This window comes from Flavobacterium gawalongense (genome assembly GCF_007097265.1).
GTDB classification, from domain to species: Bacteria; Bacteroidota; Bacteroidia; order Flavobacteriales; family Flavobacteriaceae; genus Flavobacterium; species Flavobacterium gawalongense.
Genome location: NZ_VJZP01000006.1, coordinates 76,053 through 91,658 on the forward strand (window position 1 = coordinate 76,053; position 15,606 = coordinate 91,658).

The 15,606-nt window shown below is 39.0% G+C and carries 4 protein-coding genes; all 4 read right to left on the reverse strand.

The genetic code is table 11. The annotated features are described in order from the left end of the window. Positions 1–749 precede the first annotated feature (749 nt). Complete coding sequence (locus FNW38_RS05245) at positions 750–9,275, reverse strand: LamG-like jellyroll fold domain-containing protein (protein ID WP_144064652.1); 8,526 nt, start codon at positions 9,273–9,275, stop codon at positions 750–752. 714 nt (positions 9,276–9,989) lie between these two features. Beyond that, positions 9,990–11,423: a glycosyl hydrolase family 28 protein gene (locus FNW38_RS05250; protein WP_144064653.1), complete on the reverse strand. Its 1,434-nt coding sequence runs from the start codon at positions 11,421–11,423 to the stop codon at positions 9,990–9,992. A 31-nt stretch (positions 11,424–11,454) separates the two neighbouring features. Beyond that, on the reverse strand, positions 11,455–13,752 hold the full coding sequence (locus FNW38_RS05255; RefSeq protein ID WP_185963085.1) for a heparinase II/III domain-containing protein: 2,298 nt from the start codon (positions 13,750–13,752) through the stop codon (positions 11,455–11,457). Positions 13,753–13,784: 32 nt separating this feature from the next. After that, positions 13,785–15,407, reverse strand: coding sequence for a hypothetical protein (locus FNW38_RS05260; RefSeq protein ID WP_235890153.1), 1,623 nt, complete (start codon positions 15,405–15,407; stop codon positions 13,785–13,787). Between the last annotated feature and the right edge of the window lie 199 nt (positions 15,408–15,606).

Consider the following 15,606-nt stretch of genomic DNA (forward strand, 5'->3'; position numbering starts at 1 on the left):
TGTTTAGTTGAGGCTTCATAAAATTGCTTTATGTCTTTTGAAAATCCCTTCTTATTTTTCCAAACTTATAACGAGCAGAGTTTCTGATTTGATGTACCACACAGATTTGAGTTTGCTAGTCTGGAAATATGTTTTATAGTTTGGGTTTAGCTATTTAAATTGTCTGTAGCAGTTATGAATATATTTTCAACACCTCCTCTAACTTTTAAATCAGTTAGAACTCCCAACCAAAACGGGCGTCTAGTTCTTACGAACTACATCTCTATAACTTCTTTTTCACTCTCTCCATTGAGTCTTAAATCCAATTGAATAGACTTTGTTGACAACCTTAGAACTCTTGCGAACTTAAGAAGATTCTCCATCCAATCAATTTTATTATCATCTATTGAAACAGCAAAGATTTCAAATCCACTTGACTTAAATTTATTGGACATATTAACAAGATTAGGATTTTCCTTTCGATAGGGAGAACATCATTTTGATTCTTTATTGAAAAACATCTATTTTTTTATTTCGAGAGCTTTTGAATCGTTTATATCCGTTATTAAATTAGTTTTTTTGCATATTCAGACATATTTGAAAATAGTCCAGCAGATTTTTTCTTTACAAAAGTTGATGCCATAATAGAAAGGCTATACTCAGAATATTATCGGGAAGATTTTGAATCAATTTTATTTCAGGACGTGACAGAAAATAAAAAGCCGCCTCAAGTTTGCACAAGAGACGGCTTTTGTTTTTAGAAAAAAGACTTATTCTTTGATAATCTTTTTCACGGTAGTTTCATTTCCATTGGTAATGTTCAAGAAATACATTCCGGAAGGTAATCTTTCCAAAGACATCACTTCTGAAGTAGTAGTCAAAGCTTGAGACTGCACTTTCATTCCTAATGAATTGTATAGTTGAAGTGTGGCACCGCTATGGACTTCACTTACTTTAACATTTAATAGGGTTGTAACGGGATTAGGATAAACGGTTACGTCTTCCGCAGCATTTTCCTCACTAATCAAGACTTTACTAATGTCTTTGCTTACCATACTAACCGCAGTGGTACTGCAAGAACCCAGTTTGTCTCCATGATCCAAATGCGATTGAACCGAATTGGAACTTACACAAATTTCTTTTCCATTATGGCAAACCATAACTTTATCACCGGAGTTGCCACACTGTACATTTATGGTTTTAATCACTATAGAAGTCGTTGTTTGACAACCTTTCGCATCAGTTACTACCGCAGTATACATTCCTGCTGTTGCTACTGCAATGGTTGGTGTTGTTTGGTTTGAACTCCAAGTATAAGTATAAGGTGCTGTTCCTCCTGTTGGAGTCGCGGTAATACTAAGAGAAGTTGGTCCATAACCAATATAGATGGTGTTTTTTTCGTCAACAGCAGCATTAAGCGCATACACATTTGGAATCGTTGCTGTCAATTGAACTGCATTGGTGTCATCACAATCCGTATGGTTTGTTACACCACAGGCTACTGGATTGCCTGAACCTAATCCATCCCCATCATTATCTGCATATAAAAACTGATTGTCATTACAATCGGTGTTGTTGGTAGCATATCCTTCAGGAGCAACTGATGAACACAACATTGCTGTTGTACTCGATCCGAATCCATCCTTATCGGCATCTACATAATATTGAAGAGGCTGATGAACAGTCGCATCGCTATCATTACAATCGGTGTTGTTGGTAGCATAACCTTCAGGAGCAACTGATGAGCACAACATTGCTGTTACAGTCGATCCAAATCCATCCTTATCAGCATCTACATAATATTGAATAGGTTGATGAACCGTCGCATCGCTATCATTACAATCGGTATTGTTGGTAGCATATCCTTGAGGAGCAACTGATGTACACAACATTGCTGTTACAGTCGATCCAAATCCATCCTTATCAGCATCTACATAATATTGAAGAGGCTGATGAACCGTCGCATCGCTATCATTACAATCGGTATTGTTGGTAGCATATCCTTCAGGAGCAACTGATGAGCATAACATTGCTGTTACAGTCGATCCAAATCCATCCTTATCAGCATCTACATAATATTGAAGAGGCTCATGAACCGTCGCATCGCTATCATTACAATCGGTGTTGTTGGTAGCATATCCTTCAGGAGCAATAGATGAACATAACATTGCTGTTACAGTCGATCCAAATCCATCCTTATCAGCATCTACATAATATTGAAGAGGCTCATGAACAGTCGCATCGCTGTCATTACAATCGGTATTGTTGGTAGCATATCCTTCAGGGGTAACATTTACCGTAAATAAAGCACTTGTAGTTGATCCAAAACCATCACGATCGGCATCTATATAATATGTCCTATTAACGGTTAGTGGTTGTGAAACTGAAGTTGCAGCATTGTAGATGTCATTACCCGCTTGCGAAGCAGTGATTATAGCAGAACCTGCAGATAAAATATGAACTTTGTTGTCCACAATCGTTGCTACAGAGGTATTTGAGCTGCTATATGTTAGAGGTAGTCCTGAAGAGGCAGTAGCTCCAGCATCAAAATCAGCATCGCTAATAGATTTCGCTCCAATTGAAGCAAAACTAATAGTCTGTTCTTTTTTTACCACTGTTAAAACTTGCGTTTGCGTTTGTGCAGCATTGTAATCTGTGTTTCCTGCCTGCGAAGCTGTAATAGTTGAGGTTCCAGGAGCAATAATATGCAGCTTTCCATCTACTATACTTGCTACAGCGGTATCTGAACTGGTATAACTAACAGCCAGTCCTGAAGTTGCTGTTGCAGGAGAAAAATCAGCGTCAGCCATTTCTTTTTGCAAAGTCGCTTTAAGAGCAATCGTCTGACTTAATTTAGCACTTTCGGCAATCTCAGAGGCACTTAAAGCTTTGCTGTAAATTTTAAAATCATCAATTGAACCTTTGAACAGAGGATCATTAAATTGAGATTTACCCAAATAGTTTTGATTGGTACTGCCTATGGTAGACGGTTTAATTGTTACACCAGTATTAGTAGCAACCAAAGCCCCATTAATGTACATACGACAGGTGCTTCCTGTTTGGGTAATTGCAAAATGAGTCCAAGTGTTAAGCGGTAGGGTATAAGTAGCAGTTAGCTGTTGTTCTGAACCACCATTTCTAATAGCATAACGCATAAGGTTAGTCCCTGCCTGAATTGTCAAAAACATATACTTGGTAGGTGCTGTAGCGCTGACACCAAAATCAAATGCACGCATCCATGTTGTCTTAACATCCATTCTTACCCATGTTGATATGGTAAAATCAGTTAGTGTACTGACAATTCCGGTTGGCAACGTAGCATAAGCATTGGCTGTTCCATCCAGTTTAAGTGACTGGCTGTATTTACCTGTATCTCTAGTAGCTGTGGCAGCTAATGTTCCGTGGTTAGCTCCCCAGTTATCAATAGCACGCGTTCCACTTTGTTCATCAAATTTCAGGTAGGTCAGCTGTCCGATATTTGGAGTTGCCACCACTTCGGTGCTGGAAGAATTTTCCGTAGTACCATCAATAGAAGAAACCACATAGTAATAAATAGTACCATTACTAATTGCAGTATCGGTAAATTTTGTGCCGGCAGTATTTCCGATAGTAGTATAAGGTCCACCAGAAGTAGTAGAACGTTTGATGTTATAGCTAAAATTCTGAATAGGATCCCATTCGATGATATTTTTAGCATCACCAGATGCCACGATAACATTGCTTACTACATTATTTTGTACTGTTAAAGTTATTATTTGTGAACCTGTATTGCTACCGTTAGTTGCAGTTAAGGTTACAGAAAAAGCACCAAATTGTGTAGGAGTACCCGATATTATCCCTGTAACACTGTCAACACTTAAACCAGCAGGTAAACCTGTTGCAGTAAAATTGCTTAGTGCTTTGTTACTAATGGTATAAGTAAATGGTTTACCAATCAAAGTAGTAAGTTGCGTATCGTTTGTAATGACAACCGTTAAAACTTTTGCTTGTGATGGTGCTGGCCAGTATACGCTATTTCCTGCCTGTGAAGCAGTAATAGTTGCAGTTCCGGTAGAAACAATATGGACTTTACCATTTACAATGGTTGCCACAGATTCGTTTGAGCTGCTGTACGTTACTGGAAGACCTGAAGTAGCGGTTGCTGCTAGGTCAAAATCGTCATCACCCATTACTTTTTGGGCAATTGAATTTAGCGTTATAGTTTGACTTACAGAACTTCCAGCAATTTCAGATGCAGTTAAAGCTCTGCTATATATCTTAAACTCATCAATTGCACCTTTAAACATAGGGTCATTCCATTGAGATTTACCCAAATAGTTCAAATTAGTGCTTCCCAAGTCAGAAGGTTTAATAGTTATAGCGGTATTGCTTGCAACTAAAGCTCCGTTAATGTACATACTACAAGTACTTCCAGATTGGGTAATTGCAAAGTGAGTCCAGGTTTTAAGAGGAACAGTGTAATTATACGTTATGCCTTGTTCTGATCCACCATTTTTAATTGCAAAACGTACTTGACCTGATGTTCCTGCCTGAGCGGATAAAAACATATACTTAGATGTTCCGGTTCCAAAATCAAAAACTCGCATCCAGTTAGCCAATGCATCCATATTTACCCATGCTGATATCGAATAATCAGCTAAAGTACTTACAATACCGGTAGGTAAGGTAGCATAAGAAGTTGAAGTTCCGTCCAGTTTAAGGGCTTGTCCGTTTCTACCCTCAGCGCGACTTGCAGTGGTGTTTAATGTACCATGATTGGCACCCCAGCTATCAATGCTACGTGTTCCACTTAGTTCGTCAAATTTCAGGTAAGTAACTTGCCCGATATTTGGAGTTGCTTTGACTTCAGTACTGTTAGGATTCTCTCCCGTACTGTCAATAGAAGACACTACATAATAATAAGCAGTTCCGTTAGTGATACTTGTATCAGTAAATTTTGATTCCGTAACAGTTCCAACGGTAGTGTATGGTCCTCCTGAAGTTGTCGAACGTTTTACATTATAGCTAAAGTTCAAAATAGGGTTCCATTCGATGATGTTTTTAGCATCACCAGCCGCTACTATTAGACCATCCACTACAGTATTTAATACTTTTAATGATAAAATTTTAGTATTAGATGCAGTTTCATTTGAAGCAGTAAGTGTAACAGAAAAAATCCCTTGCACAGTTGGAGTTCCTGAAATTATGCCAGAAGCAGTATCTATGCTTAAACCAGCAGGCAACCCAGTAGCATTAAAGCTAGTTGGTGATTTGATGGCTGTAATAGTATAAGAGAAAGGTTTTCCAATAAGTGTAGTTTGTTCTAATACACTTGTAATTGCAACAGTAACAGTACGGTCATCTAATAGTACCACATCGTTGCCGGTACCACCTATGTAAGTAATACGGAAATTATTTCCACCTATAGTTACCAGTGACATTTCTGGTAAATCTTTAAATGTTCCGTTAATAGCAAGCGTTCCTGTATTGTCTATTATCGTATAGTTTGTTCCTTCAGTTAATGTACCCGCAATGCTGATTGGAGCTAAAACAGGACTGTTAAGCAAGTTTACACTAGTGGCTTTAATTTGATCGCCAATAGCTGTACCCAGGTTAATTTCCGGAGTATAGGTAGCATCCGCTTTTAAAGTAAGAGCACCAACACTTAAGGTACCGACCTTTAAAAATCCAGGTTCTAATATAGCACCTGCTCCGCTACCAGTTCCAAGAGTTGCCGAAGCCTGAGTTAGTCCGAAGCCACCTAAAGCACCTTCTTCTATAATTATTGGACTGATAAAAACCCCAGTGGTTCCACTATTGTTAATCAACAATTTTCCTTTTTTAACGGTAGTTGTTCCTCCATAGGCCTGATTTCCCCACATTTCTAAAATACCTGTACCTACCTTTTCAACGGTCACATTACTGCCATTAGCGTTAATAGTTCCTCCATAGCTAGAATACGTATTAAGTGCACCTATACTGATAACAGGTGAGCCACCTGCATTGACACGTATATAACCACGACCGTTAAGAGCACCAAAGTTTAGCGTTCCAGTTGAAAATCCGATACTCTGACAATCAATCCCATTGGCATCTAATAGCCAAGTTGCTTTTGCGCTTCCGGAATTGGGAATTCCAAAGCGTATTCTTTGTTTTCCACTTCTCAATTTAGAGATAAAAGTTCCTGTAAATTCGCTATTATCACCCACAAGATTAAGGCCGGCATAATCATTTCCGTCATGCTCCAGTGTTCCACTACCTAATAGTCTTCCACGAAGCGTTATAGAATTAACATCTTCATACATATAACTTCTTCTTTCAGACAGCACTTCTATATCGTTGTACAAATTGAGGTCGCCACCAGCCGTAGCCTGCAATGCGCCTCCATTCATGACAATCTTGCCTGTACCTAAAGGCCCGGCTGTAGGATTGCTCGCAGTTCCGGTTCCTATTCCTGCTGCTGACAGAGTACCGCTAAAAATAGTAGTATTTCCAGAATAAACATTATTACTTCCCCTAACATATAAGATACCCGTTCCAGATTTCATTAAAGAACCAGTACCGCTTATTGTTCCTTCTAAAGCTGTATTAGCTACGGAATTCACATTAAGGAGGTCAGTTAAAAGTAAAGGAGTAGTTAAAGTTTGAGTATTGGATGAGTTGTTAACAAGATCATTCTTTAGATTTAAGCTATTCCCTGAAATGGTATAGGCATCAGCTCCGGCTTCGAATTGAAGTCTTGAGACTATCAGGTCATTTATATCGTTGGTCAGAATTGAATCAGTAGTTGCCTTGAAGGTTAATATGGCAGGGTTTACCGGAAGAGTATTTTCAACCCAGTTGGCTGCCAGATTCAACGAAGTGGTAAGAGGTGTTGGACTCCATACCGAAGAGTTTGCACCTGGTACACCAAAGGCTTCAGCAGAATTGCCGCTTTCCTGTGAGGTTCCTACAGAAGAAACCACATAGTAATATGGATTACCACTGGTAACATTTGTATCCTCATAGCTGTTAGTGCTAACAGTTGCAATCGTTGTATAAGGACCACCACTTACGGTACCACGTTTTACTTTGTATGAAGAAGCGCCCAAAGCAGTATCCCATGTAAGGCTGATACGGTCATTATGATTAGTTGCTACAGGACGACCTGGAATTGCAGGAGGAACCGACTCAAAAACTTCATTGGAAGTACCGCTTTCATTATTCCCTGTAAGTGCAGTAATTACATAATAGTTATTCACCTCAGGTGTAGGAGCTACATCTGTAAAAGTGGTTCCCGTAATGCCTGTCTGGATAGTTGTATAGGTTCCTCCCGGTGTTAACGAACGTTTTACTGAATAACTGGTTGCGTTAACTGAAGCTGTCCAGTTAAGTTTAATTTGTGTAGTATTAACAATCGATGCCAATGCTGAAGTTGGTGCTGCAGGTGCTTCACTATTAATCACTGTAAGGATTAATGTGGCTGTACCTGTTCCACTGGCATTGGTAGCAGTTATGGTAACTTCGTTTTGTCCTAATTCGGTAGCTGTACCAGAAATAATTCCAGTAGCTGTATCAACGCTAAGTCCTGCCGGCAATCCGCTGGCACTGTAAGAAGATGGACTGGCACTAGCAATGATGTTATAGCTAAAAGGCGTGCCAATGGTAGCTGTAGCTGTGGTAGCACTGCTAATCTCCGGAGATCCGGCAGCTGCGGTTTGACTAAATGCCACATTACTGAACGTAGCAGTGTTTTGTGCCGATGTATTATTAGAAAGGGTATAAAATCCCGCATACAAATTAGTTGGGAAACCGGTAGCTGAATACCAGCAACCATCATTAGTCCAGTTAACACCATCTTGCGAATGATACACAAATATACGGGTGTTAACACGTTCAATTTTTAACCACCAAGGTGCTTTGGGTTGCCAATGTCTTCCGGCACCGCCGGTAGCGTTAAGAAAAAGATCCCAGTAAGCAGAACCTGGTGCAAGTGATTCGCGTAACATCACGCCGCAGCCTCCAGTAGTGAGCGACATATTATCCACTTTTACTACCAGACCAGCATCACCACTAACTTTTTTGAAATTGAAACTAAAGGCAGTACTGGTGGAAGTTCCGGCAGCTTTAAGTGTCCAGATTCCGTTATTGAACGAAGCGCTGCTTGCTAATCCTGTATTACCAATATCTATATTGGTCAGGTTGCTCACTGGTTGCACATGATCGGCAGGATAATATACAGGAGGCAAACTAACTGCGGTAGAAGTATCTGACGATTTTAGATATAAGAAATCACCACCGGCGCCACCCAGTGCAGCACGCATTCTGTCGGTGTTAGGGGTTGGTATTCCCTTACGCACATTATAAGCACTATAAATAAGGTTTGTCATATCGCCAGCTACTGCTCCGGGCTGAATTCCCCAGCTGGTCCAATAACTTGCATAACCTCCAAAGGGGATATAGGTCATGGTAGCTCCGTCAAAAGCGTATTTATGGTACAATTCGCCGATAGCCAATACTCGATTGTCCAACTCAGAAAACATATCTACATTTTGTTTGTAGGCAACTTCTGCACCCCAGGCTAAAGCTGCGGCCTGCACACGCCAGTGGTCGTCGCGGCCTGTATCACCTACTTCGCCATTGGGTAGCGAGTTACGCATACCTCCACCGGCGTCCATTCTGTATACTTCCACCGCCTGGTTAAATTTGGTGACATCATTACAAAATACGGCTGCGGCCAGGGCTATTTTCAGCTGAAGAGCTCCTTTGTTCTGGTCGCGTAATGGATAAGGTACCCAGGAAGTAGGGAATAACACCTGAGAAAAATACTTTTCTACATGGTCTGTATTTGCCTGGGTCCAGCCGGGATAAGTATATCGGAGTATTTCGGCACCAGTAGCCCAGTACTGGACATAGTCTCCAATATCCAGCATAGATTCATTACCGCCCCAGGTGGTATTGGTTACTGCCCAGGCATCAAGCATATCAGTAGCTTTTTTGGCATAAGCAGCATCACCGGTAAACCACCACATAAATGCCAGGTTGTGTATGGCAATCATGTCACTCTTCCATTGTTCATTATTCAAGTTTGGAGCACGGCTTACTGTTGCCTGCGGTGCACCAGGAGTGTAGCTTAGTTGAGAACGATAGTTGCTTTTAAAAGCATTATAAGCCGAAAGCCAGGGTTCCTTGGTAATATTGACCTTCAGCTGATCCAAATCGGTCTGGGTAAAAGGGATACCCGGATGTACGAACGGTTGTTGTGCTGAAATCTGCTGGGTAAACCCGAGAATCAGCAACAAGGTTCCATACAGAAAGATGGAGTAAATTTTTTTCATTGATTTTTTTTTAGATATGATTTGTGGTATTTAAATACAATTGAGCCATAGTTATTTTTTTATATAAAAAAGGTAGATTGTATTTGGTAGCTTCGGATGAATTTAACATATTATCATTAAATTCAATCGTATTTTTCTAAATGTTTTTTGATATAATTAGATAATAACTATCACTTAAGTTTTATTTTTTTATTTCGTCATAGGCAATTTATTTTATTAAAATTTATCGTGTTATGTAAATCGTTTCTATAAATTTTTATAGATAGATAGATATTATTATTCAGTCATTTTATAATATGGGTTTCTTTAAAATCTGTTCTGTTTTTTTACTTTTAAAGGCTTATGTATCAATCTTGTCTTTAGTATTTAAACAAAATTATTGTTTAAAATTCATATAACTGTTCTGAACCATGCTGATGTAATTGTGTTTTTTGTTGTTTTTTAATAATAAAAAAACACTTAAAGTAATTTTAGGCGTAATTGGTTGTTAATTTTTTAAAATATTTAAGAAAGTGTAAAAACGGGTACTGTTGTTTGGGATGCTAGTTTGGGTAATGGAAAAGCGAGCGTCTGAAAAAAGAAATTACCTAATTTGACTTTTTATTCTATTCGGATAAATTATAAATCAGTTAAAAAAAAAACAGGAAATCGAGAAAGATTTCCTGTTTTTGAATGTTGGTTTGCGTGATACTTACCAGGTAATTTTTATAAGCATTATTTTACGCCTTCGTTTAATGATTTGTAAACAAGTCCCTCTACATATAAACCTTCGTATAATCTGGCAAAATCAGATAGTAGCATGTGGCGTTTATTAATAGATTGATCGGATATTTCAGTTCCGTTTATTTTTAAACCTTCGAATACAATGTTTTTAATACCGCGCTCTGGTGAATAGCCTTCAATAATCGAAAGGTTGGCATTTTTCCCGTTATAGCTCACGTTTTTAAAAAATACATTTTCGATTCCACGACCGGGAGCTTTTGCATATTTTTTATTAAAAGTGACGCGTAAATTGATAAGTTGTCCTTGTTCGAAATCTTCAACACGGATATTTTCAAAATAGATGTTTCGGGCTAAATTTTCGTCAGATACGTTAATAGACATGCAACCTTGGTAATTAATTTGGGGTTCATCATGATTCAAAATATCGATGTTTTCAAATTTTATGTTTTCGATTACTTCGGATTTGCCCGGCTCCGGATTTCCATGAGTTCCAATTAAAATCGGGTGAGCCACATCGGCCCAAAGCGTAGCATTTTGCACCGTTACATTTCGGCAATCTCCGAAAAACTTCCAACGATGTCCATAAATAGCGATGCAATCATCTGAATTTCTCATGAAAACACCATCAATTAACACATTGGTATTGGAAAACAAATCAATACCATCGCCCCAACCTTTGGAACTGAAAGAGCGAATATTTTTTATAGTGAGATTTGTAGATTGACCACTGGATACGGTATAGTGATTTGGATTTAGAAAAATTAGATCTTCAATTTGCACTTGATCCGAAAAATTCACACCCACACCATCATCGGCTTTATAAACAATTCCACGGCCACAAATGCGTACATTTTTAATACTGTCACAATGAATGGAAGCTTTCAGGACTGCTCCTCCGGCGAGATAAACCGTTTTGCCACTTGGAACATGTAGGACATTGTTTTTTATTTTATGAAAGCCCGGAGCAAAATAAATTACTGATTTATCTTTGGGATTAGGTTTGTAAGTTTCGGGTGCATTAGTGAAAATTTGCAGATTGTGAAAAATGTCACCATTGACTTCAACAGAAAGATTGCATGGTTTGGAAAGTGAAAATGTTAGTGTATTACCATTTATCACCGGTTGAAATCCATAAGACAATGGGCGAATACGGGCCGATTGAACCGTTCCTCGATTGTAGGTTACAGAAAAATCGACAGTACCTTCAAAATCAAAATGTACCATAGAACTTTTGGCAACGTTATGCATGTCCACCAGTGCTTCATATTCATATAAATCCTGCCATTGACCACCGGGGATTCTCACTTTTACGGAAAAATCGTCATTATGAGGGATACTGTCTGATGCGGGAAATGTAATGAGTTGTTGTGCATTTAAACAAAAGTTGATATTAATCAATAGGAGAAGGATAACTATTTTTTTCATTGAATAAAGATTGAATTAATTTTAATAAGAATTATTTTTTCACGACAAATTTTGACAATTTAGAATCCGAATTATAATCGACTTGTGCCTTTTTGCCATTGACAATAACCGATTTCTGATTTTTTTCAGAATACATGGAAACAGTTACCTCATCTTGTCCCTGAAATTGCATATTTCGGTTGTCGCCGTCAAAATCAACTATGGTAAAAAATTTGGAAAGTGCATGAATCAACGGTTTTCCATTTCTGCGTAAATAGCTACCATCGGAGATGAACAGTCGTTTTATGTTTTTTGGATTGCCGGTATCTGCACCTTCAGGAAATGTCAGCGCCATTAGGTAAGCATCCGTATCCCAGCCGTTCATTACGTTGAGACTATTGCGGTGTTTGATTCGGCCGTCGGCCAATAGGTTTAGGTAGATTTCCGTTGTCTGTCCATTTTGCGTTATTCGGATCCCTAAAAAATTTTTTCCGTCAAACCGTTCAATAATTGGTAATTTATCTTTGTTCTGATCATTCTTCAAGGTGATGGCAGTAATGAATTTGGTGCGGTTGGTTTCTTGAAAATGACTGATGGACCAATAGGGTTGTTTTACATCCGGTTCATGGTCTTTCAGTCCTGATTTTTCTTCTAGTCGCATTTTTTCCGGGAAGTCATGCGGTAATCCTCCATCAGGAAATGTCTCCGGATAAAGAGGACGAACCAATATTTCGGCATCACCATCTTTAACCGATAAATCCAAACCACGACGTTTTGATTCCCCATTGTAATGCAGCAACCATTCAAACTTTCCGGGTTCGTAGGATTCTAAATCGTCCATTACCAGAATTACATCACCTATCCATAAAAAATGGCGATAGTTACGGGAAAACCATTGTGAAGTAGGACCGGTGGCATCCGCATAAATGTATTTCATTTTGTCTGTTTCAAGCAAATTATAAAGGTGTCCTTCATTCTTTACTCCAAAATAAGGGTCTTTTCTGCTTTGTGCTTTTCCATTGAAAAGTGCGACATTGTGCGCTTCGCTCTGGCAGTAATATTCGGTGTATTCTGGTCTTCCGTAGGATGAATTTCCGGAGTCGATAAGCAGGTTTTTACCGTTGTGAAACAGGATGAAAGAGCCGGCATCTGCATGCGCATGGTTCCAAGTGGTACCACATTTGATCCCAAGCATAGTTGCATTGTCTTTCCATGAATTACGCAAAGTCGCCCAGCCTAAATCTGAAAATAGTTTTGATTCTGGCAAATCAGGGGCTTTAACTTCTTTTTGATTTGAAAAATCAGGGTGTAAAATCAAGCCTTGAGGACTATCCATTTCCAAACCTTCTTTGTCGGAACCTCTCATTGTTTTTTGCAAATACCAGGCATAACGATCTTTATGGACTCCCAGATTCCATAATAAAAGCACACAGGAGTTTCCATTTCGTTTGATGCTGCCGTCTCCAAAATTGACGGAAAGAGGAGTGTCTTTTGTGTAATAAGTGGTTTGAATAAAGAAGTCGGCCATTTTTTCCATGGCTGGAACTTCGGGTAATTTTACTTCTGGAAGCACATTTTGGAAAGCATAACGAAAAAGCAGGTATTGCGAAAAACCGAAGCCGGCATAGTTGATGCTTTCATAAAAACCACCATCGCGACCGAAAGTCCTTGGTTTGTTGTCCATGACATTTCCAGAAAAATTAACCCATTCTGTAACTGTTTCTGAAATTTCATTGGCCCATTTTTGAGCTTCCGGAATTTCGCCTTTTACTGCCAATGCTGCAAATCCAGCCATATCGACGCAAGCGCTCCACCAATTGTGTCCCATTGTGTCGAAAGTATGGATGTTGGTTTCAGGTGAAAGCCAATCGTTCATTGCAGGTTTAATTCCTAATTTCACGATGCCTTCAGCAATTTGTTTTCGTTCGGATCGCGTGAGATAATTGTATGCACAATCATATCCGATGGCCATATAATAACTGGTATGGGCTGTTCCTAGTCCACCTTTCCATGGCGGAGAGCGTTGCAGTAAATCCTGTCCTTCCCAAGTTTGCTGACTGATGGAGTTTAGCAATACCTGTTTCATTCGTTCAGCAAAACGGGAGTCTCCAGTCATTCGATAAGCCAATCCCAGTTCCTGTAAATCTGGAGCACTAGACCGTTCCCGTTTAAGCATGTCTTCTGCTTTTTGTAACTGGTTTTCCCAAACTTTTTTGACCTCTGGATCATTTTTAATCTGTTCTTTCAAACGGGAAATATTGGCATCGGTATGCAATAAATATTTTCGCCCCTGAGCTGAAGCGGTGATACTAAATGCACAGATGATTATTAACAGTAAGTGCTTTTTCATTTTTCTACTATTATTCATTAATGAATATTTGATTATTTAAAAATATAAAAACTTTGTACAACTGGTGTAGCTGATTTTATTTTGGGTTCAACAGAACGTCCGTATTGCCAAGCTACCACAGTAACCTTAATTGGGAATTTGCTTCGAGGCGGAATTTTTGTAAAAATTAATTTTCCATCTTTCCATTCTGCCGGACCTTCCTGAACATAGAAATAAACGGGCATCCCGCTATCCGAAGAGGCTTTTAAAGATATGGAATTTATCCCTTGCTTTACATTTTGTATCGCTGGAAAACTGAGGTGTTGATCAATTCCTTCTTTATTTTGCAATGGTATTCTCATATTGAATTGCTGGACACTACTCTTATATTTATTGTCTTCCGGATGACTTGCCATAAGCCAAATATCTCCGGTTCGTTTTTCATTATTGAGTCCCATTCGGTAGAATCGTACCGTGAAGGTGGTATCATTTATTTTTGCAACTGGTCCACAGATACGACTTATCATTGGTTTTGATTGGGCATGATCATTAATCGATTTGGTTCTCAAAGTATCTGTAAAAACGGATTTTACATGAAAGGTGAGTCCATCGGCCTCGGGAGAGAACTTGCCAATTATGCGAGCGTGTGATTTTGGATTGAAAGGAAGTAAAGTTCCATTTTGGCTAAAGCCAAGGTATTGTTCTTTTTTGCCGCGAACTTTGGCGTAAAATTTTTCGGTGGCGCTGGCTATTTCTTTGTCGAAGTACCAGAAAGCATCCTTTCTATCTCCTTTGTACCGACTATAGGAGGCGGCTGAATAGTTGGGTTTTGAATCTTTTTGCCATCTTTCTTTGAGCCAGCCTTTTCTTGGATCCACAGGTTTTAATGGGACGGGTTTATTTAGAGCTGTTGCTGATGGTAAACGATACTGTACCGCTTTTTTGATGAATAAATTGAGATAATCTATTAGTTCATCCGAAATATCAAAATGACCGTGTCCGGCATCACATAAAAAGGAGACTGGAGCATCTGGAAAACGTTGCTGAAAATCGAGTGCTGGTTGTACCCGTGTTTCCAACCATTCATATTCGCCTTCGACCATTAAACCAGGTACGCCGTCAATGTTTCGCTTGCCCCAATCCATATTTGGACGTCCAAATCCAGTGAGGTTTGTTAAGGGAGCATCTCCATGAATAGATAAAACTGCCAATGTTCTTACTGGATTCCACGCTGCAAAATTCCAAGGATACGTAGCATAGGCTGAATGTCCAATAGGAATTGCCGGGGCAAACTTAAGCTCTGAGTATCCTGATTCTTCTGCCAAAGCATTCATAATGGATTCGAACTGCTCGCCGGCACCTTTATTGAAGTCAAACAGCATATCGAATCCTGGAGAAACCCAAACTATGGCGATGTCTAGTTTGGTCATTTCTTTTCGAAATTTGGGATTCTCAAAAATAGTTTCTTCCGTCATGTTATGCTGACCAATTACAACCGCACGAACTTGTTTGCAATTTTCAGGAATCCACAAAAAGGCTTGAGGGTGCTCTTTGGTTTCGTTAGAAATAAGGCTAGAAACTGGAACCGACCACTGGTATTGGGCGACAACTGGAGTGCTTAATAATAAATAGAACAGTATCATCAAGAAGAATGGTCTATTTGGTTTGTTTTTCATGTTTAAATGATTTGTTATCCTAAATTATAATTTATTTTAACTAAAAATGGCATTAAAAACTTTTAATGGGTGCACGACAAATTGCATTTCGTAGTCAATTTTTAAGAAATCTGCGTAAATCTGCCAAATCTGCGTTAAAAAATGGCACGCAGATTTGGCAGATTTACGCAGATTCGATTGGTTAATTTACCATAAAAGC

Bases quoted from the DNA above. Each gene is read 5' to 3' on its own strand.
- FNW38_RS05260 (WP_235890153.1), bottom strand. From the start codon at position 15,407: ATGAAAAACAAACCAAATAGACCATTCTTCTTGATGATACTGTTCTAT.
- FNW38_RS05250 (WP_144064653.1), bottom strand. From the start codon at position 11,423: ATGAAAAAAATAGTTATCCTTCTCCTATTGATTAATATCAACTTTTGT.
- FNW38_RS05245 (WP_144064652.1), bottom strand. From the start codon at position 9,275: ATGAAAAAAATTTACTCCATCTTTCTGTATGGAACCTTGTTGCTGATT.
- FNW38_RS05255 (WP_185963085.1), bottom strand. From the start codon at position 13,752: ATGAAAAAGCACTTACTGTTAATAATCATCTGTGCATTTAGTATCACC.